The 19367-nt window shown below is 28.1% G+C and carries 30 protein-coding genes and 1 riboswitch; of the genes, 23 read left to right on the top strand and 7 right to left on the bottom strand.

All coding sequences use genetic code 11. The annotated features are described in order from the left end of the window. Positions 1 to 39 precede the first annotated feature (39 nt). Together NMU03_RS16185 and NMU03_RS16180 are read right to left on the bottom strand one after the other, a co-directional pair. Positions 40 to 876 carry a MurR/RpiR family transcriptional regulator gene (locus tag NMU03_RS16185; RefSeq protein ID WP_290139901.1) on the bottom strand — a complete coding sequence of 279 codons (837 nt, stop codon included), beginning with the start codon at positions 874 to 876 and terminating at the stop codon, positions 40 to 42. 628 nt (positions 877 to 1504) lie between these two features. Continuing rightward, positions 1505 to 1879 carry a helix-turn-helix transcriptional regulator gene (locus NMU03_RS16180; protein ID WP_290139900.1) on the bottom strand — a complete coding sequence of 125 codons (375 nt, stop codon included), beginning with the start codon at positions 1877 to 1879 and terminating at the stop codon, positions 1505 to 1507. 123 nt (positions 1880 to 2002) lie between these two features. On the opposite strand from NMU03_RS16180, the gene NMU03_RS16175 reads away from it, so the two are divergent. From NMU03_RS16175 to NMU03_RS16145, 7 genes are all read left to right on the top strand, one after another. Beyond that, on the top strand, positions 2003 to 2380 hold the full coding sequence (locus tag NMU03_RS16175; protein WP_290139899.1) for a hypothetical protein: 378 nt from the start codon (positions 2003 to 2005) through the stop codon (positions 2378 to 2380). Then, positions 2377 to 2625 carry a hypothetical protein gene (locus NMU03_RS16170; protein ID WP_290139898.1) on the top strand — a complete coding sequence of 83 codons (249 nt, stop codon included), beginning with the start codon at positions 2377 to 2379 and terminating at the stop codon, positions 2623 to 2625. The genes NMU03_RS16175 and NMU03_RS16170 overlap by 4 nt, the downstream gene beginning before the upstream one ends. A gap of 85 nt (positions 2626 to 2710) precedes the next feature. Then, positions 2711 to 3061: a recombinase family protein gene (locus NMU03_RS16165; protein WP_290139896.1), complete on the top strand. Its 351-nt coding sequence runs from the start codon at positions 2711 to 2713 to the stop codon at positions 3059 to 3061. Positions 3062 to 3150: 89 nt separating this feature from the next. Further along, on the top strand, positions 3151 to 3567 hold the full coding sequence (locus NMU03_RS16160) for a sigma factor-like helix-turn-helix DNA-binding protein (RefSeq protein ID WP_290139894.1): 417 nt from the start codon (positions 3151 to 3153) through the stop codon (positions 3565 to 3567). 465 nt (positions 3568 to 4032) lie between these two features. Next, positions 4033 to 4380: a type II toxin-antitoxin system PemK/MazF family toxin gene (locus tag NMU03_RS16155; RefSeq protein WP_290139892.1), complete on the top strand. Its 348-nt coding sequence runs from the start codon at positions 4033 to 4035 to the stop codon at positions 4378 to 4380. Between the two features lie 112 nt (positions 4381 to 4492). After that, positions 4493 to 4684, top strand: a complete 192-nt coding sequence (locus NMU03_RS16150) for an excisionase (protein WP_227358912.1) — start codon at positions 4493 to 4495, stop codon at positions 4682 to 4684. Positions 4685 to 4706: 22 nt separating this feature from the next. After that, the gene (locus NMU03_RS16145) at positions 4707 to 5861 is read left to right on the top strand and encodes a site-specific integrase (RefSeq protein ID WP_290139888.1); all 1155 of its coding nucleotides are present in this window, start codon (positions 4707 to 4709) and stop codon (positions 5859 to 5861) included. 237 nt (positions 5862 to 6098) lie between these two features. On the opposite strand, the gene NMU03_RS16140 is transcribed toward NMU03_RS16145, so the two are convergent. Continuing rightward, positions 6099 to 6593, bottom strand: a complete 495-nt coding sequence (locus NMU03_RS16140) for a hypothetical protein (RefSeq protein WP_290139886.1) — start codon at positions 6591 to 6593, stop codon at positions 6099 to 6101. Positions 6594 to 6770: 177 nt separating this feature from the next. Here NMU03_RS16140 and NMU03_RS16135 point away from each other — a divergent pair, with 177 nt between their 5' ends. The 4 genes from NMU03_RS16135 to NMU03_RS17855 all read left to right on the top strand — a co-directional run bounded on the left by NMU03_RS16135 (position 6771) and on the right by NMU03_RS17855 (position 7826). Beyond that, a complete protein-coding gene (locus NMU03_RS16135; protein ID WP_290139884.1) occupies positions 6771 to 6956 on the top strand; it encodes a hypothetical protein in 186 nt (61 codons plus the stop codon). Positions 6957 to 7030: 74 nt separating this feature from the next. Next, positions 7031 to 7153: a hypothetical protein gene (locus NMU03_RS16130; protein ID WP_290139882.1), complete on the top strand. Its 123-nt coding sequence runs from the start codon at positions 7031 to 7033 to the stop codon at positions 7151 to 7153. Positions 7154 to 7355: 202 nt separating this feature from the next. Continuing rightward, complete coding sequence (locus NMU03_RS16125) at positions 7356 to 7523, top strand: hypothetical protein (protein WP_290139881.1); 168 nt, start codon at positions 7356 to 7358, stop codon at positions 7521 to 7523. A 147-nt stretch (positions 7524 to 7670) separates the two neighbouring features. After that, a complete protein-coding gene (locus NMU03_RS17855; protein WP_353956713.1) occupies positions 7671 to 7826 on the top strand; it encodes a hypothetical protein in 156 nt (51 codons plus the stop codon). A gap of 191 nt (positions 7827 to 8017) precedes the next feature. On the opposite strand, the gene NMU03_RS16120 is transcribed toward NMU03_RS17855, so the two are convergent. Next, positions 8018 to 8902 carry a MurR/RpiR family transcriptional regulator gene (locus NMU03_RS16120; protein ID WP_290139879.1) on the bottom strand — a complete coding sequence of 295 codons (885 nt, stop codon included), beginning with the start codon at positions 8900 to 8902 and terminating at the stop codon, positions 8018 to 8020. A gap of 271 nt (positions 8903 to 9173) precedes the next feature. On the opposite strand from NMU03_RS16120, the gene NMU03_RS16115 reads away from it, so the two are divergent. The 3 genes from NMU03_RS16115 (at position 9174) to NMU03_RS16105 (ending at position 11845) form a co-directional block, all read left to right on the top strand. Next, complete coding sequence (locus NMU03_RS16115) at positions 9174 to 10130, top strand: NAD-dependent epimerase/dehydratase family protein (RefSeq protein WP_290139878.1); 957 nt, start codon at positions 9174 to 9176, stop codon at positions 10128 to 10130. 549 nt (positions 10131 to 10679) lie between these two features. Continuing rightward, positions 10680 to 11225, top strand: coding sequence for an iron-containing alcohol dehydrogenase (locus NMU03_RS16110; protein ID WP_290139877.1), 546 nt, complete (start codon positions 10680 to 10682; stop codon positions 11223 to 11225). A gap of 50 nt (positions 11226 to 11275) precedes the next feature. Continuing rightward, positions 11276 to 11845: a dehydroquinate synthase/iron-containing alcohol dehydrogenase family protein gene (locus NMU03_RS16105; protein ID WP_290139875.1), complete on the top strand. Its 570-nt coding sequence runs from the start codon at positions 11276 to 11278 to the stop codon at positions 11843 to 11845. A gap of 62 nt (positions 11846 to 11907) precedes the next feature. On the opposite strand, the gene NMU03_RS16100 is transcribed toward NMU03_RS16105, so the two are convergent. The 3 genes from NMU03_RS16100 to NMU03_RS16090 form a co-directional block, all read right to left on the bottom strand. Continuing rightward, entirely contained in the window at positions 11908 to 12798 is an 891-nt protein-coding gene (locus NMU03_RS16100; RefSeq protein ID WP_290139873.1) for a DUF3737 family protein, read from the bottom strand. Positions 12799 to 12820: 22 nt separating this feature from the next. Continuing rightward, the gene (locus NMU03_RS16095) at positions 12821 to 12943 is read right to left on the bottom strand and encodes a hypothetical protein (protein ID WP_290139871.1); all 123 of its coding nucleotides are present in this window, start codon (positions 12941 to 12943) and stop codon (positions 12821 to 12823) included. 197 nt (positions 12944 to 13140) lie between these two features. Continuing rightward, a complete protein-coding gene (locus tag NMU03_RS16090) occupies positions 13141 to 13698 on the bottom strand; it encodes a 3'-5' exonuclease (RefSeq protein WP_290139869.1) in 558 nt (185 codons plus the stop codon). Positions 13699 to 13872: 174 nt separating this feature from the next. Here NMU03_RS16090 and NMU03_RS16085 point away from each other — a divergent pair, with 174 nt between their 5' ends. From NMU03_RS16085 to NMU03_RS16045, 9 genes are all read left to right on the top strand, one after another. Then, positions 13873 to 14394 (top strand): YcxB family protein, encoded by a 522-nt coding sequence (locus tag NMU03_RS16085; protein ID WP_290139867.1) that lies wholly within the window; start codon positions 13873 to 13875, stop codon positions 14392 to 14394. A gap of 55 nt (positions 14395 to 14449) precedes the next feature. Further along, complete coding sequence (locus NMU03_RS16080; RefSeq protein WP_290139866.1) at positions 14450 to 14968, top strand: O-acetyl-ADP-ribose deacetylase; 519 nt, start codon at positions 14450 to 14452, stop codon at positions 14966 to 14968. Between the two features lie 54 nt (positions 14969 to 15022). Then, positions 15023 to 15403, top strand: coding sequence for a desulfoferrodoxin family protein (locus NMU03_RS16075; protein WP_290139863.1), 381 nt, complete (start codon positions 15023 to 15025; stop codon positions 15401 to 15403). 90 nt (positions 15404 to 15493) lie between these two features. Continuing rightward, a riboswitch (purine riboswitch) is annotated at positions 15494 to 15594 on the top strand. Between the two features lie 36 nt (positions 15595 to 15630). Beyond that, positions 15631 to 16467 (top strand): ABC transporter permease, encoded by an 837-nt coding sequence (locus tag NMU03_RS16070; RefSeq protein ID WP_290139861.1) that lies wholly within the window; start codon positions 15631 to 15633, stop codon positions 16465 to 16467. Beyond that, positions 16467 to 16688, top strand: a complete 222-nt coding sequence (locus tag NMU03_RS16065) for an ABC transporter permease subunit (protein ID WP_290139859.1) — start codon at positions 16467 to 16469, stop codon at positions 16686 to 16688. The genes NMU03_RS16070 and NMU03_RS16065 overlap by 1 nt, the downstream gene beginning before the upstream one ends. A 14-nt stretch (positions 16689 to 16702) precedes the next feature. Beyond that, the gene (locus tag NMU03_RS16060) at positions 16703 to 17248 is read left to right on the top strand and encodes an ABC transporter permease (RefSeq protein WP_290139857.1); all 546 of its coding nucleotides are present in this window, start codon (positions 16703 to 16705) and stop codon (positions 17246 to 17248) included. Positions 17249 to 17259: 11 nt separating this feature from the next. Next, complete coding sequence (locus tag NMU03_RS16055; protein ID WP_290139855.1) at positions 17260 to 18297, top strand: ABC transporter ATP-binding protein; 1038 nt, start codon at positions 17260 to 17262, stop codon at positions 18295 to 18297. Positions 18298 to 18314: 17 nt separating this feature from the next. Beyond that, complete coding sequence (locus NMU03_RS16050; protein ID WP_290139853.1) at positions 18315 to 19130, top strand: extracellular solute-binding protein; 816 nt, start codon at positions 18315 to 18317, stop codon at positions 19128 to 19130. Then, positions 19055 to 19357, top strand: a complete 303-nt coding sequence (locus NMU03_RS16045; protein WP_290142371.1) for a hypothetical protein — start codon at positions 19055 to 19057, stop codon at positions 19355 to 19357. Before NMU03_RS16050 ends, NMU03_RS16045 begins: the two co-directional genes overlap by 76 nt. Positions 19358 to 19367: the final 10 nt, after the last annotated feature.

The following is a 19367-nucleotide window of genomic DNA, read 5'->3' as shown; positions in this document are numbered from 1 at the left end:
CTATCTACATATAGACTAAGGCCAACTGTTAAGTTGGCCTTAGTCTATATAATTATTAATTTTAAAATCAAGATTCTTGTCATAATCTCTATTAAAATAACATGCATATATGCAATCTAATAGATATTGCAATGAAATACGAGATGAAAATGAAGCGATTTTTTCTTCAGATGCTTCATAAGAAGAAAAGTACAAATGATAATCGATATACTTGGCAAATGGAATATGAACAGTTGAAGAAATAAGTACCATTTTCACATTTTTTTCTTTCAATGTTTTTACAATCTCATTAAGATAAGGTGTTTTTCCAGCATAACTCACAATAACTACAACATCACTTTTTTTACATGATTGAGCTGTCCAATGCTGATAAAAGCGCTCTTTAACAACTTCTACACTCACACCAATCTCTAACATATTCTGTTGAAAGCTTTCTACCATAAAATAATTACCTATGGAAGGAAACATAATAATATTATTAGCATTATATAGTGTTTGAATAACTTCTAAAAAAACATCTAAGTCAACTAAATTAAACGTTGATTTTAAAGTTTGATCATATAAAGATAACATTTTAGACATAATTTGATGATGGGTATTTAATTTATGAAATGGATAGTTATAATCAACATCTTGTTTTTCTTGTTTTCTATTTTCTAATTGTAATGAAATTTGAACTTTTAATTGATTAAGACCAGAAAGACCTAGTTTTTCAATAACACGATAAATTGTAGATGAAGATACATAAGATTTTTTAACAAGTTGTTGAAGGTCTAATGTTAAAACTTCATGAGGGTAATTTATAATATAGCTTGCAAAAATTTTTTCACTTTCCGTAAAATGATCGATTTGCTTAATTTTTGTAAAAATATTCATATTATCACATCCTAATAGAGAAATTAAAATTTTATTATTATTCTTTTATAATCATAACAAAACATATTTATAATTTCAATGTAAGAAAGAAGTATTAATACTAAAGGTTCTTACTCGAAGTTGGGTAAATAAATAATTTTAGATAAACTTATAGGGACAAAACCACGAGTATATTCAATAGTTTTGAATCTATTCTAATTATTTACATATTTTATTAACACCCCAAAATAAGTACGAACCATACTAAATAATTCTCTTTTTATTTATTCTAAATGTTTATTAAAGAAAAATGTAAGGAGGTGTTTGTAATTTTAACAAAATATCGATGATTTTTGGTTGTATATCTTTATAATTAATTTTATTAATAAAATGTATAAATTATTATGAATTACTAATATGCTTTTTAATCTTTTATTTGATCATTTAACAACATTTATAGTTTGTATTGTTAAATAAATATTTACTATTCTTTTGTTTTTTTATCCATTATAGACAACTGATATTAAAAACATAATTAAACAATTTAAAATGGTAAATAAAATATAATGGTGAATTAAAAAATAAATTAAATAGAAAAGTTTTAAAGTTTAGTTGAAATATATCTAGAAAACTTATGTCCTATTATTCTTTATGAATCTGCCTTCACTGTTTCATTTTCAAAATGATTATAACTGATAAATTCATTCATAAGACATTTGAGAGTTTTAAATATGATTTTTTGTTGCGAATCAGTACATTGAGATAATTGAATAGAAAGAGAATTCATCATCGTTGATTGAAAACTAAGTTGTTCAATATACACAATGCTATCTAAAGAAATATTTAGTTCTTTGACTAAAATAGTAATAATTTCAAATGAAGCATTTGCAATACCATTTTCAATATTTGCAATATGGCGTCGTGATATTCCTGTTATCTCGGCCAAATCTTGTTGAGAATAACCTTTCTGCTTTCTATGTTCTCTAATTGAGTTTCCTAATCTTTTTAATGTTTTTTCAGGCATTATTGTTCACCTCTATATTATTCTATCGTTTACATTATCTTTAATATATAACCTAATAAATCACAAAAATGTGCATGATAATTCATAATTAGATATAGTCATATTTGCTATTAGGAGGTTTTGATGAGAATTGATGGCGTAAGTCATACATTTTTATTGCTTTTTTCAGGGATTCTTAATAGCAAAGTAGGATATAGATGTGCATTATTAATCACAATTCAATGTATTGAAAGAAAGAACAAATTTTTTTATAAGTTTGTTCTTTTTTTGTACGTTTTTTATATGAACAAAGCTCCGCCAAATATCTTTTTTCAAATTATTGAAAGGAGAAATAAGGTGAAGAATGATTATAGAAAAAATCACTTTTGGGTGAAAGAAATTAATGGTAAAAAAATCTATTACATAAAAATTCAAAAACAATGGGTAGAGGTTAATAAAGATATCTATGTAATTTGCAGAAATAGTTATCAAAGAATGAATTATGAAATAAAAAAGATATGAATAATCCTCGTTATTCAGATATTAACAATATTGATTTATATGGTCATTATCAAGAATTTGATTATATAAATGAGCTTTATATTGAAGATATAAACAAACTGTTAATTACAGTATTGCAAGAATTAGATGATTATGAGGCATACATCATAAATAGTATTTATTTTCTTGATATGAAAGAAAATGAAGTAGCTAAGAGTTTAGGAATATCGCAGCAAAAATTAAACTATCAGAAAAAAGAATATTAAAAAAATTAAAGAAAATTTTGTTAAATCGAATTTGATTCTGCAGTCTTGTATGAAAAGCATTGGCTTTTCATAGGAGGAAACAGATATGAAAGATTCAAAAGCATTTATTTATTGTCGTGTATCAAACAGGCACTTACAAAATTTACTTTATTATCAGGAGGATGTACTTACAAAACTAGCACATTCTTTTGATATAGATGTGGTTGCTGTTGCTAAAGAAGTATCAGAAGGTAAAAACTCATATACGAGGGAAATGCAAACACTTATTCATTATATTAGAAATGAAAAAATTGATGCTTTACTTGTATATGATAAAACAAGAATATGTATATTTGATGATTTATATGCAGAATTTCAAATGATTTGCGATAAACATCATGTTGAAATTATAACAATTGAAGATATGCGAGAATTAAGTTCTATACAATTGTTGTAATGTACCATGATTATTCGTCATTGGTTTATAGACTTTAGATGCAGATCTCCTCCATTTCTTAATTAATAAATTAAGAGGAGGAAAGCTGCATGGTCTATAATAAAGCATCTGAAGAAAAGAAATGGAAAAAGTGGAAACAAAAAGAAGAACAAATATTAAAGGAAAATGGAATGACTGATGATAAAATATTAGAATTACGTCGTTATGATTGGAGAGATTTTAATGCTGAACGAAGATTTAAGAAATGGCAATTAACTAATTATAATTTTATAAATCAAGTTCCATTTACTGAATTAAAATTACCAATTAGAGACATGAGTGATGTCATAGATCAAATTGAAGATGAAAACTTATATCAAGTCATGATTAAAGCTCATATTCAAGATCTTGTTATTTTATATCTCAAGATGTATGGATATAAGAATAAAGAAATAGCATCTATAATGAATATAAGTGAGTCTATAGTAAGAAAAAGATTATCTAATATTAGAAAAAAATTAAAATAATTTTCAATTTAGGGTGCGTTTTGAGGGTTTTCACGGGCTAATAAGTGAAGGGGTTAATAAATCTCTGAAATAGATCATTGAAAATTGAATAACAGTATTGATAACGTTCCTTATATATAAGCCCATGTTATAAATACGCCGAAATAGATAATGCTTTATCTTAGCGATTAATATTTGATAACAAAATAGCAGCTAACTATTGGCGATGATTGTATAAGGGGATAATGATACACATAATGAGTCCTAGTCCGAGCAATTATATTCTGTCGCAGGCAAGACATTATATAGGTGAAAATCCTATAAGGTTATATATTATATAATCTTGTGGAACTGTACTGGCAAAGCAGTCTATCAATAGTGCATAAACTTATAAAAATTATATTGAAAAGTATCTTTGGTAATATTTTTAATATTAAGCAAGAATTGATACTTTTCAATTTTACATAATAAAGCGAGGTGAGTATTATGATTGAAAACATAAAACGTGGAGAAATATATTTAGCAAATCTTAATCCTGCTGTTGGGAGTGAACAAAGTGGTGTTAGACCAGTTCTAATTATTCAAAATGATATTGGGAACATTTACAGTAATACGACTATTGTTGCTTGTATGACTTCGCATATGGAAGGTAAACCACAATTACCTACACATATAGCTATTACAGCAAGAGATAGTCTTAAATGTGATTCTATTATCATGATGGAACAGTTAAGAACAATAGACAAGTCAAGATTAATCAGAAAATTAACTAAACTCAATCAAGTGGAATCAGCAAGTATAAAGATGTCACTTAGAGTGAGTATTGCTATATAAAATATAATTGTCAAATGTACGTTTATAAAAATCGTATCTTTGTTTTTTGTGAAAAAGCTTGTATGATTTTAGTGTCATGACAAGCCAAATTAATTAAAAAAGGAGAATGCATATGCAATTAAGTGAAGAATTACCATTATTATTAAGTGTTAAAGAGGCTTCAAAATATAGTGGCTTAGGTATTAATAAAATAAGAGAGATTTCAGATAGTTCAAAATGTGATTTTGTAATATGGAATGGAAATAAAAGAATGATTAAAAGAAAACAGTTTGAGGAGTGGCTACAAAAAGAAATGTATATCTAGTTTTAGAAAGGAATGAAATAATATGGGTAAAGGTCTAAATGGTACTGAATTAGGAGCAGGTATTTCACAAAGAAAAGATGGGATATATTGTGCAAGATATGTTAATAGATTAGGAAAACGAAAATATATTTATGATTCAAATTTAAGAAGAATAAAACAATTATTAAAGCAAGCAATAAAAGAAGATAAAGAAAAAGCAAGTCTAGAATATGATTATACATTAAATCAATGGTTTGATTTTTGGTTTGAAAATTATAAGAAAAAAGAAGGCATGAGTCGACGTTATTTAGAAAACATTTCTCATAACTATGATCTTTATGTAAGGGATGTTGGAGATATTGACATTACTAAATTTAAAAACATTGATGCTTTAAGAATAGTTAAAAAAGCGTTAAAAGTGTCAAAAACTGCTGGAGAAACAGTTAGACATACATTAACTCAAATGATGGAAAAGGCATTTCTCAATGATATTGTTAGAAAAAATGTATGTAAAAGTATAGACGCACAACCTAGAAATAAAACTATAAAACAACCTTTAAGTAAGAGAGATGAAAAAATGCTTCTTAAAGGCTGTACCAATCAGTTGCATAAAGATATGATTGAATTCAACATTAATACTGGATTAAGAATAAGTGAATTACTGGGATTATCATTTGATGAAGTGGATTTAGATAAAAAATTTATATATATAAAACATCAAATTTCTGATTATCCAGATGACAATGGCAATTATTTTTTTAGAGAAACAAAAACAAAAAATGCGAGATATGTTCCTTTGAATGAAAGAGCATTAATTATATTAAGAAGAAATATAAAATTACGTCAAAAACAACTTGAAGAAGGAACACATAAACGCTACTATAAACAACATAGTGATATAAGCAAAGAACTAATCTTTGTTAATACAAGAGGAGACTGTTTTACAAGAGCAGGATTTCATTCAGTGCTAGCGTATATTAAAGATAGAGCAATTGAGGATGGGTATAGATATGATTGTAAAAATATTTCACCACATACATTTAGACATACTTTTGCCACAAGATGTATGGAAGCAGGCATGACACCAAATACTGTAAGTACGTTATTAGGTCATACATCAGTAAGAATGACATTACATTATGTACACAATAGTATAGATCAATTTAATGATGACATTGTTCTTATTGAAAGCATTTAAGAGTGCATCATGTAAGTTATTATATGTTCATTCAAACAATGGTGTAGTAAGTGGTGTAGTAAGTGGTGTAGTAGTGATGTAGATATTAAAAAAACGTTGATTATACGGTATAAATTTGATTTACAAAGCAATCTTGTCAACATTGTTGTTAAATAAATAGTAAAAGCAGAAAAACATCTGATTATATCAGTGCATTTCTGCTTTTTTATTATAAGTACAAGTGATAGTTCTTATGAATTAGTAGCTGCCGATTAATTTTATAAAAATGATCTTTTCAATCTGATAGATATCTATATGATTTCGACTTTCTAACCATACTGTATTTTCAATATAGAGATTATTACCTTCAGAAGAAATATGAACTGTATTACTGTTTATGATAGATTTATTTGATAAAGAAAATATAAAAAATATAATAATTGTTATTATGCTTAATCCTGTAATCGACAAAATGGTTTGAATAAATCTAGATATAAAATTTTTAGTTTCACTCAATATTTCCTTAATCACAAGAATAAAAGGAATAAGAAAAACGTCTATCAATAGAAAAAGTTCGATCATTATACTTATAAATGGTCGAAAATAGTTACGAGCATCTAACTGGTGATTAATGAAAGTGTATGCAAAAATCATGCCAAGCGATACAAGATACCATTTTATAATTCTTTGTTTTTGTTTGGCTAATAAGTGAAATTTTGTTAATAAACTTCTAAATCTTTTTTCATAAATCATTTCCTCTCGTTATACATATATGATGATGTCGTACGTATTATATCACATTAAAAAACTAGAACAAGATGATTTCAAATGGATATTTTTTGTTGCTGTTATATCTATTTTTTTATAAAGTATTGAATCAATATAAGTTGTCATTTGTAGTGATATATGTTATAAGACATTTAAAGAGGTGTGATTATTGATAAAAAAGAAAAAGGCAAGTTGGCTAAAAAACAAATGAGTTTTGAGGAAAGAAAACCCAAAGCTAAAAAATGGTTGGCTCAATTTCATAATGAAGAAAATAAAAATATTATTAAATGTTATCGTAAGAAATTTGCTGTTGATAGGCTAAAAGCAGTTGAAGAATTGCAGCGTTAGGTGTAAAGTTAACGGATGAACAAAATGCAAAGAATAAAAAAGGGTATAAAGCAACAAAGAAACAAGATGAATCATTGCTTGATTTTGAGCAGAATGATAATTTTTATTTCATTGCAGGATATATAAGTTGGGGTGTACCTTATGGTATCACGTGGGAAGAAATGGATTTAAATCTTTATGAAGATATGGATGAATAATGAAAAAAATCAATACTTATCTATCAAAATTACAAAATATGAGAGAAAAATATATAATAATCAATGATTTTGAAAAAGAATAGGAGTAAGAGAAATCCTAATTTTAAAATGAAAAATATGATGTTTATAAAAGAATAAGTTCTATTGTTATTTATATTTGTTTGAATTAATACTATACTATTTGTAAGGAGGATTGATTGTTATGAAACCAATGAAAAATATTAATTCGGTTAACAAGGATAGTGTTATTCCCCCTGAAACAATTGAGGATAAATTAAAAGAAGCAGAAAAAGATTATGAAGAAGGAAGAACACATACTGAGGAAGAGGTATGGGGGATGTTTAGTAAAAAGTATGGATTTGAATTATAAAATATTTTATACAGATTCAGCAATTAATGATTTGAATAAGATATTATCTTATCTTTCCGGATATAAAAATCCATATATTCTAACAAAATTTAGGCAAGATATAGATGAAAATCTAAAAATAATTAGAATTTATCCAAGTCTAATCCAATCATATTAAAACGTCACCAATATGATTATAGAAAGATTATTATACGTCACTATATCTTTGTATATTTAGTTGATGATATAAATAAGGAAATAACTATTTTTAGAATATTCCATGAATTAGAGGATTATCAAAATAAATTAGGAATAAATTTATAACAAAATGTAGAGTGATTCAATTTGAAAATTGAATAGCTTTTTTTATAAGTTCGAAATTGTATGGTTAGACTATTTATAAAATTTAAAATAATGTTTACAAAATGATATTTAAAACCATGGAATAAATAGTGAAGATTTAAGTGATTAAAGAATCAGTGGTATCAAGAAAATAAAGGCGAGTGAACATCATTTCATTCGCCTTTATTTTCTTGAATAATTTCATTTTGAATGTTTCTATATTCAGTGGCTTGTGACAATTGAACTTTAAAATCATAATGTTTATAGTAATCAGTTCTAAATAAACAACTATATAAAATATCTAATAATAAAGAAATAGATTCTAAAGATGTAAAACCAGCAATTTTAGAATACGATTTCTCACGAGTTGTCATTTGTAAATGAACATCTGCTAAACGTGTTAAGCTATTTTCTCCAACACTAGAAATTGCAATAATAGGTACGTGATTCTTTTTTAAGATTTCTGTGGCACTGATTAGTTCACCAGATTCTCCAGAGTATGAAATACAAATGGCACAATCTTTTGAAGTTGTCATTTTGGCTTCCTGATATAGTGTATTGTTGATAGAATAGGTTTCAGCTTTAAAACCAATATGTCTAAGTTTAAAAACAAATTCTTCAGCTTGAAATGTGAGATTTGAAATGGCAAAAACTTTAATTGATTCAGCCTTTTGCATCATTCTTATAGATTTCTGTAAAGTATCATGATGAATTAAAGACAATGTATCATTTAAACTTTCTTGTTTAAGTTTGGTGATAATACTAGCAATATTCATAATAGATTCAGTGGATAAAAAAGGTAAATTTGCATCAAAGTCACTAAAATGATTTCTTAAATAATAGACTTCATCTAAAAAAGCTTTTTTTAATTCATTAAAACCATTAAAACCTAATTTTTTTGATATTCTCACAAGAACAGAAGGAGAAGTATAAGTTTCTCCTGCAATTAAAGTTGTTGTATATTTTTCAATTTGATCTTGTTTTTCAAGTATGAATTGAACCACAACTGCTTCACTTGGTGAAAATTTTGTAGTTTTCATTTTTTCTTGTAATAACATTTCTCTCACCTCTAGTTACATTATATAAAATTAGAAAGCCTTTTACAAAAATTTTTATTTATATAATTTACCTACTCTTTTTAAAAGATATATTCATAAGATGTATTTTGAATTTTATATGTGAAAATAGATTGAATATTTGTAAAAAATTTTTACAAATCCTGTTTTATAAAAAAACAAAAATAAGAAATGCTTTCTAAACGATTGATAGAATATTTATCTTTTATGAGATTTTTTATAAAGTATAGGTGTCAAGAATGGAGGAAAGAAAATGAAAGTTGTTGTTATTGGAGCAAGTGGACACATTGGAACTTATTTAGTACCACAATTAGTTAAAGGAGGTTTTGATGTCGTTGCGATTACACGAGGAAAAAGTCAAGCTTATGTCAGTGATCCTATGTGGCATTATGTAAAAAATGTTTATCTTGATCGAAGTCAAGAAGATTTTGCGCAAAAGATTGCTGAAATAAACGGAGATGTGGTGGTAGATTTAATTAATTTTGATATAGAGGATACAAAAAAGATGGTTAAGGCATTAAAAGATACGAAATTATCACATTATTTATATTGTTCTTCGATATGGGCTCATGGAAGAGCTGAATTTATTCCAGAAGATCCAAATGCTTTAAAAGAACCATTGGATCATTATGGAAAAGATAAATATGCCAGTGAATTATATTTAAAAGAACAATATCGTATTCATGGATTTCCAGCAACAATTATTATGCCAGGACAGATTTCAGGACCAGGATGGACAATCATGAATCCACAAGCAACCAAGGATAATCGTGTGTTCCAAAAGATTGCTGATGGTGAAGAAATTGTATTGCCAAATTTTGGGATGGAAACATTACATCATGTCCATGCTTATGATGTTGCTCAAATGTTTTATAAAGCTATTACACATAGAACAAATGCTTTGGGTGAAAGTTTTCACGCAGTTGCAAAAGAATCAATGACATTATATGGCTATGCCAAAGCTTTATATAGATATTTTCATCAAGAACCAAAGATTCGATTCTTATCATGGGAAAAATTCTGTGATTATTTAGGTAATGAAGAATATATAGATGATTGTTATCATCATATTGCCAGAAGTGGACATTATAGTATTGAAAAAGCTGAAAGATTATTAGAATATCATCCTAAATATACAACTTTAGAAACAGTTGAAGAAGCAATGGAAAGTTATATTGCAAGAGGGATTATTGTTTTAAAAGATAAATAAAAAAATCATTGATAAGATATATAAACAATATCATTATAAAAAAGTAGAACTGTTGAATCCTATAATTCGTCTAAAACGATTATTTATAGAATCAACTTTCCTTGATAATTTTATCAATGAATACATATAAAAATCGTATATACATAACTCAAATAATACTTTCATTCAATTTTTAAAATTTAAATGAATAAATAGACTTCATGATATGATAAAAAACAGATTTTGATTAATTGATTGTTAGTGTTTTTTAATCGTTTTTTCTTCAACGTAAAAAACTTTTGAGGATATCTCAGAAATATTGGATAATTTGGTAAAATCTAGCTATGACCAGAACCACATCATCCCATTTATATGTTAAAAAATGATTCATTATCCTACTTTTCACATATTATAAATGAGTGTCAAATAAAAACATCTCGTATAACTTTGTTCTATATAAGTCAAGTTCAATGATCAAGGCATTTGTGTAAAAATATGAGTACAATATAGATATTTGATATTTGTGATGGGTGGTATTAAAATGAACATATAGAAAAGGAGGAAGAATCAATGTTAGGAAATTTTGAATATTGTAATCCAACAAAATTATATTTTGGAGAAGATTCGCTGAGTTATCTTAATCAAGAACTTAAAAAATATGGTTCAAATATTTTATTTATTTATGGTGGTGGATCAATTAAGAAAAATGGTATTTATGATGAAGTAATGAAAATTTTACAAGATAATGGTAAAATTGTTTCAGAAGTTTCTGGTGTGATGCCCAATCCAACATTAGAAAAATTATATGAAGGTATTGATATTGCAAGAAAGAATGATATTGATTTTATTTTAGCTGTGGGTGGTGGCTCAGTCTGTGATTATGCTAAAGCTGTTTCTGTATCTATTTACTGTGATGGGGATCCTTGGGAAAAATACTATATTCGTTTTGAAGAAACAACTTGTCCAATTGTTCCAGTTGGATGTGTTTTGACAATGGTTGGAACTGGTTCAGAAATGAATGGTGGAGCAGTTATTACTAATCATGAAACAAAGATGAAAATCGGTCATGTATTTGGAGAAGATGTTATGCCAAAATTTGCGATTTTGAATCCTTGATATACACTGACTTTACCATATTATCAAATGGTTGCAGGATTTATGATATTATGAATCATATTTGTGAACAATATTTTTCTGGTGATGATGATAATACCAGTGATTATATCAGTGAAGGATTAATGAAATCTTTAATCCATTCAAGTCGTATTGCGGTGAAAAATCCTCAAGATTATGAAGCAAGAAGTAATATTATGTGGACAGCGACTTGGGCATTAAATACATTGGTTGCAAAAGGTAAAACTACGGACTGGATGGTGCATATGTTAGGACAAGCCGTTGGTGCTTATACGGATGCCACACATGGTATGACTTTATCAGCTGTATCTTTACCATATTACAAATATATTATGCCTTATGGATTAGATAAATTTGTTATATTTGCAACTCATGTATGGGGTGTCAATCCAAATGGAAAATCAAAAGAAGAAGTAGCAATAGAAGGTCTAAAAGCAATGGAAGATTGGATGAATGAATTAGGATTAGTCATGAATATCTCTGATTTAGGTGTCAATGAAGAAATGATTGAGGGTATTGCTGCTTCAACATTAATTATGAATGGTGGATATAAAGTCTTAACACGTGATGAAATCATTCAAATTTTTAAGAAATGTTTATAAAAGAAGATGTTGGTATTTCGCCAACATTTTTTTATTAAAAAACGTTAACAATCAAGTTAACGTTAACAACAACATTGACATCTTGTCTGTTTTTCTAAAGGTGCTTGTCTAATAATGACTTGTCCCTTTGTTTCCATCACAGCATCTTCATTAATGATTTCACCAACACTGTCAACTGTAATTGTACCAGATTTAACGTTTTTAATAGAATCCAAATGTCCATGAATCGTTGCTTGAACATCAGAATATTCAAAAGATAAATCACAATCAATCATTTCACAATCAATGAGTTGTAGATTTTCACAATAACAAAGGGGTTGTGTTCCAATAATTTGACAGTTTATAAAAGTTAGATTTTTAGAAAACCATCCTAAATATTCACCTTTGACCACAGAGTTTTTCACGACGATATTTTCACTATGCCAGAAAGCATCTTTAGTATCTAAATAAGAATCAGTGATCTCTAAATCATGCATATATTGAAATGAATATTTTCCACTAAATTTTAAATGATCAATTTTCACATGGTTACTATGCAATAACATATATTCAGAATTGATTTCACTATCTTTAATCGTAACATCTTGGCAAAACCATCCAAATTCTGGTGAATTAATTTGACAATGAGAAACAACTGTATCATGACATTCTCTTAAAATCTTAATGCCTTGAATGTCACAATGATCAATCAAGCCATGATGTGAATACCAGATAGGAGCACGTGTGAGTTCATCTAATGAACAATGAATTAATTGATAGCCTTGTACATGCCACAATGGATAACGTAATGAAAATGAACAATCTTCTACTTTAATATGTCTTGTTTCTTTTAATACGGATTCACCATCGGCTGGTCCTGCAAAAATACAGTTTTTAACTTCTGTGTTTTGGATATTATATAAAGCTCTTTCTTCATCAAATGTTTGATTCTCAATAATATTTTTTATTTGCATAACTTGACCTCCTTAAGAAAGCTTATGATTTATTTTGATTTTTTAATGTATAAATAAGATAATCTAAATAATCAATTTCTTTTTGTTTTTGATGAACATCATCTAAGATTTCAAATTTTTTCTTTTGTAAAAAACGGAATAACATTTGAAAACGTTGATGTTCAAAATCATCAACAAGCTCTTGAATCTGTTTTGATGGACAACCTATGTTCTGTAAACTTTTTTAATATCTTCTTTCGTTAGTGTTTGAATCATAACCTAGCCTCCTTGACTTTATTTTATAAAGAAAAAGGAGAAATATCAAATACTTATAATGGATAGTTAGCTATGCTTTTCAGGTATTTATAAAGATATATTTTGTTCAATGATTTGATTTTTTAAATGCTCATATAGCTCATATGTAGAGATACAATCAGCTAAAGAACGGTGTTCATTTGTGGAAAGATTTAATAATTCAACCATATCTGTTAAACGATGATGGGGCAAGGCAGGATAAACCTTTCGAGCAAACTGCATAGTGTCCATATATTCATTTGGTAAATTCACTTGAAAACGATTGGCAATAAAATTTAGATCGAAAGTCACATTATGTCCAATAATTATATCTTGTCCTATAAATTGTAAGACATCATTTTGAATATTTGATAAACATGGCATATCTTGTACCATTTGATTATCAATACCAGTTAATTGCGTAATGAAAGCATTAATATGAATTTGTGGATTAATTAGTTGACTATAACGTTCTACGATTTTTTGATTTCTGATTTTTAAGATTCCAATTTCAATAATTTTATCTTTTTGCCATGATAATCCTGTTGTTTCAATATCTAAAACACAATAATCATCAATTAATTTTTTAACGTAACGACCACGTTGATAATATTTTCGATAAACCATAATTCCACCCCGCTATTTTATGAGAAAAATTATATCATAATTTAAGGTATTGTTATATCTTAAAACATAAAAAAATAAAAATGTGAGAAATTTGTTTTTATTGATTAAATTTTGTAAAAGTTAATATCTAAGACATAATTGTTAGGGATAATGTTGCATTGTTGGAGGGGTTATATGAAAAGAATACAGATTAGTCATAATGTCGTGGATGAAAGTTTATTAAAAGAAGTCAAAAAATATATGATTACTTCATGGCAGAAATATTTATTAATATTAACAGGAATCATTGCTTTTGCTTTAGGTGTCATTAATCTGATGCATCAAGAAACTATGCAGGGTGTTCTCTTTTTGGTGTTAGGTGTTATTTGTATTGGTGAAATTTTCTTTTTGATTCATGGTCATTATAAAGAAATGATGAAATTAATAACGGAAGAAACAGAAGATCATCAAATCACTTATACAATGAGCTTTGGAAAAGATTATGTTGTGGTACATAATTGTCAAACATCTATTGATAATAAAATACCTTATCATCATTTAAAAACAATATCTCAAACAGATAATGCTTATATTTTATTAGCAAAGAAAAATGATATGATTATCATTAGAAAAGATTGTTTAAAAATCAGTATTCAAGATTTTATGCAATTTTTAAAGGAAAAAGATACAAAAATTAAAAGATGGTTAAAAGTCTAGAAGTCATTTTTTGAAATGGCTTTTTTTGATATAATGTAATCAAGAAGGTGAGAACATGGAAATTCATATTATACAAGGCGATATTACGCAAATTGAATGTGATGCGATTGTCAATGCTGCCAATAATAGTTTGCTTGGTGGAGGAGGAGTCGATGGTGCTATTCATCGTCAAGCAGGAAAAGAATTATTAGAGGAATGTCGTACATTACATGGCTGTGCGACTGGTGATGCAAAGGTGACAAAAGGTTATCGTTTATCAGCTCGTTATGTCATTCATACAGTAGGTCCTGTTTATCGTGATGGACAACATGATGAAGCGAAACTTTTAAAATCTTGTTATAAAAAATGCTTAGAAAAAGCCGAAGCTTACCAATGCCACCATATTGCTTTCCCGTCTATTAGTACAGGTGCATATCGCTATCCAACTTCACAAGCTGCTCAAATTGCGATGGAAACAATTGAACAGTTTGAAGCACATTATGTTCAAAGAGTAGATATTGTCTGCTTTGATGACTATACATATCGTACTTATTGTCAATTATTAAAAAAGAATAATAAAAGTGCATATGATTAGCCATAATGAAAAAGAAGTGATAAAATATGATTGTCATGAAAGGAGAAATGAATAATGAAATTATATGTATGTCCAGTATGTGGAAATGTTGTAGAAAAAATCGTAGATAAAGGAGTACCAGTTGTTTGTTGTGGAAAACCAATGGTTGAATTAACTGCTAACACAACTGATGGAGCTTTAGAAAAACATGTTCCTGTTTTAGCTATTGATGGAGATAAACTTCATGTTAAAGTTGGAGAAGTTGCTCATCCAATGACTGAAGAACATTTGATTACAAATATTATTGTTGTATTAAAAAATCAAGTTTTACGTGCTCAGTTAACACCTAGTGATCAACCTGAAGCAACATTTGCGATTGGTGATTATAAAGGAACAATTGAAGTTTACGAATATTGTAATTTACATGGATTATGGAAAGCAACAATTGAAGCTTAATGACAAGACATTGGATGAAAGAGTCCAATGTCTTTTTATATGATGAAATGTGAAAAAAATTGAAAAATATTAGACAAAAGTATAGACGTTTGTTACAATGATACGTGGTATCATATATGTTTGGGAATTGGCCCAATCGTTTCTACCCTGTTACCGGAAATAACGGGACTATGATAGGTACTTTTTGTGTCTATCAGAGGGATAGACTTTTTTATTGGAGGAGGGACTTGAGTGAAGAAAAAATGCATTATCTTCTTTTGGTACCTTGTTTGGTTTTATTGATTGTTTTTTTGGTGATGCCATTAATTCAAATTATATTTCCAACTTTGTTTCCTGAAGGAAGTGGCTTTAGCTTTTCAAATTATTTAGCATTTTTTAAAGATGAATATTATATGACGATTTTTATGAGAACCGTTAAAATTGCTTTGATTTCATCTATTGTCTGTATGATTTTAGGTGTACCAACAGCTTATTTTATTTCACGATGTGATAAAAAATGGCGTGGTATTTTAATGGCAATTTCGATTTTTCCAATGTTAACAAATTCGGTTGTCAGAAGTTTTGCCTGGATTAATATATTAGGTAAAAATGGTGTCATTAATAATTTTTTAATGTCAGTTGGTTTGATTAAAGAACCAATTACCATGTTATATACAGAATTCTCTGTTTTAATTGGGACTATTTATTTGTTTTTACCACTAATGATTATTACTTTGGTTGGGGTTATGGAAAATATTGATAATGATATGATGGAAGCTGCTGAAAGTCTAGGAGCAAATCGTGTCAAAGCTTTTTTGAAAGTCGTTTTACCATTAAGTGTTCCTGGTATTATTGTTGGTTGTGTATTAGTGTTTACAGGTTCATTAAGTGCGTATACAACACCTCAATTATTAGGAGGACCAAAGAATCTTGTTTTAGCAACTTTCATTTCACAACAGGCACTGAGTCTAAATAACTGGACAGCGGCCAGTGTTTTTGCAGTGATTATGATTGTAACAACATTGATTGTTATGAAAGCATTGAATGCAATTGCAGCAAAATTAGATAAGCGAGGTGAAGTCTAATGCGTAGACATAAAGGGCTGATGGTTATTTCTATTTTGGTATTTGCTTTTCTATTTATACCATTGATTATTATTGCCGTGACAGCTTTTGGTTCAGAAAGTACGATTACATTCCCTATTCATGGTTTTTCTTTACAATGGTTTGTTAATGTTTTTGAATCAGAAAGTTTTATGAGTTCACTTATTTTAAGCGGGAAATTGCTTTACTTGCAACGTTATTAGCTTTACTTGTTGGTGTGCCAGCTGCTTATGCACTTGCCAGATATAGTGTTATTGGTAAGAAATTTTTAAAAAGTTTCTTTTTATCACCAACAATCATTCCAGGTATTGTTGTGGGGTATGCATTATATCAGTATACTGTTTTAACTTTGCATTTCCCAGTCTTTGAAAGTTTATTATTAGGACACTTTTTAGTTGTTTTACCTTATGTGATTCGTATTGTTGGTTCTTCATTGGATCAGTTTGATTTTGCGATAGAAGAAGCCGCTTTGAGTTTGGGTTGTCAAAAAGGACAGGCATTCTTTAAAGTTGTTTTACCAAATATTACATCAGGAATTAGTGCAGCATTTATGTTGTCATTTATTAATTCTTTCAATAATATTCCTGTATCTATGTTTTTAACAGGACCAGGGGTCACAACTTTACCAACAACATTAATGAATTATATTGAATATAATTATGATCCTACTGTTTCAGCTGTATCTGTATTATTAATGGTAGCGACAATTGTAATTATGTTCATTGTTGAAAAAACATTAGGTATTTCAGCACTTGCAAAATAGGAGGAATGAAGATGGCGTTTTTAAGCTTAAAAGATATTGCAGTTGCATATCATCAAAAAAATTATATTTTACAAGGATTAAATTTAGATATTGAAAAAGGAGAACTTGTTTCTCTTTTAGGACCATCAGGTTGTGGAAAAACAACGACTTTACGTGTCGTTGCTGGTTTCATTGATCCTCAAGAAGGACAATTTATCTTAGATAATGAAGATATGACAAAGGTTCCTGTTCATAAAAGAAATTTTGGTTTGGTATTCCAAAGTTATGCATTATTTCCACATTTAACAGTAAAAGAAAATATTGCTTTTGGTTTAAAATTAAGAAAAATGGATAAAACAGAAATGGAAGCAAAAATCAATGAAGTTGTGGAAGTTTGTGATTTACAGGGGTTAACTGATCGTTTACCAAAACAGTTATCTGGAGGACAACGTCAACGTGTTGCGCTTGCGAGAGCTCTTGTGATTGAACCTAAATTATTACTTTTAGATGAACCTTTAAGTAATCTTGATGCCAAATTACGTATTCAGATGCGTGTTGAAATCAAAAGATTACAAAAGAAATTAGGGATTACAACAATCTTTGTTACACATGATCAGGAAGAATGTTTCTCTATTTCTGATAAGGTGGCAGTTATGAATAATGGTGTGATTGAACAATATGATACACCTGAAAATATTTATTCTCGTCCTAAAACTGAATTTGTTGCGAGATTTATTGGTTTTGAAAACTTCTTTGATTTAACACGTATAGGTGATAATCAATATCAAAATCAAAATGGTGAAATGATGAAAGTAGACAATGATGGTGATTTTTCAACATGTAAAGGAACAATTCGTCCTGATGATATTGAAATCGTCCCATCTGCTGATAAAAATGAAAATATGGTAACTGGAACTGTGAATGTACGTACATTCTTAGGGAAAAGTTATCAATATGAAGTTGAAACACCAATCGGAAAACTGGTTGTTAATGGTGGTAACACAACAGTATACAAACCTGGTGATTCTATTCATATGTATTTACCAGCAAATAAAATTGTCTTAGTTTAGGAAAGGAAGGTAGAAAAATGAAAAAGTTATTGGTTAGTTTAATGGCTGGAGCAATGGTTCTTGTTGGATGTTCTAGCAATAGTGGGAGTGATTCTCAAAAATTAGTTATTTCAACTTGGGGATTAAATGCAGATATTATTCAAAAAGATGTTTATGAACCATTTGAAAAGGAAAATAATTGTGAAATTGTTGTGGAAGAAGGAGGAACTTCTGATCGTTATACAAAATTTGCAAATAATCCTAGTTCAGAAGTAGATATTATTGAATTATCTCAAGCTGAAGCACAAAAAGGATATGCTGCAGATTTGTTTGAAAAATTAGATTATTCAAAAATTGGTAATGCGAAAGATTTAATTGATGCAGCTGCAAAATTAAAAGATGAAAATGGTTATGGTGTGCCATATACATTAAATAGTATTGGTATTATTTATGATAAAGAAGCAGTTGGTTTTGAAATTAAAGAATGGAATGATTTATGGGATAGTCGTTTAAAAGGACAAATTTCTATTCCTGAAATTACAACAACTTTTGGACCAGCTATGGTACATCTGGCAAGTGATTATAAAGGTGTAGATATTACATCTGATAATGGAAAAGCTGCTTTTGAAGCTTTAGCTGAGTTAAAACCAAATATTGTGAAAACTTATACAAAATCTTCAGATTTAACAAATATGTTCAGTGCTGGAGAAATTTCAGTAGCAGTTGTGGCTGATTTTGGAGTAAGCTTAATTCAAAAAATAATGCAAATTGTGAATATATTGTTCCAGCATCAGGTACATATGCAAACTTCAATACAATTGAAATTAATAAAAATTCTAAAAATAAAGATTTAGCTTATAAATATATTGATTGGCGTTTAAGCAAAGACTTACAATATAAAGATGCTGTTTCTGATTTAAATGAAGCACCAACTAATAAAACAGTTGAATTAACTGAAGAAGAAGCTTTAAATAAAACTTATGGTGATGTTGCTGCCAGAGCAAAAGTCATTGATTATAAATTTGTAAACCCATTATTAACAGACTGGGTTGATCAATGGACACGTATTTTAAATAGTTAGGAGATATTGT

This window comes from Allocoprobacillus halotolerans (genome assembly GCF_024399475.1).
GTDB classification, from domain to species: Bacteria; Bacillota_I; Bacilli_A; order Erysipelotrichales; family Coprobacillaceae; genus Allocoprobacillus; species Allocoprobacillus halotolerans.
This window is presented reverse-complemented; position numbering and strand designations above follow the sequence as displayed.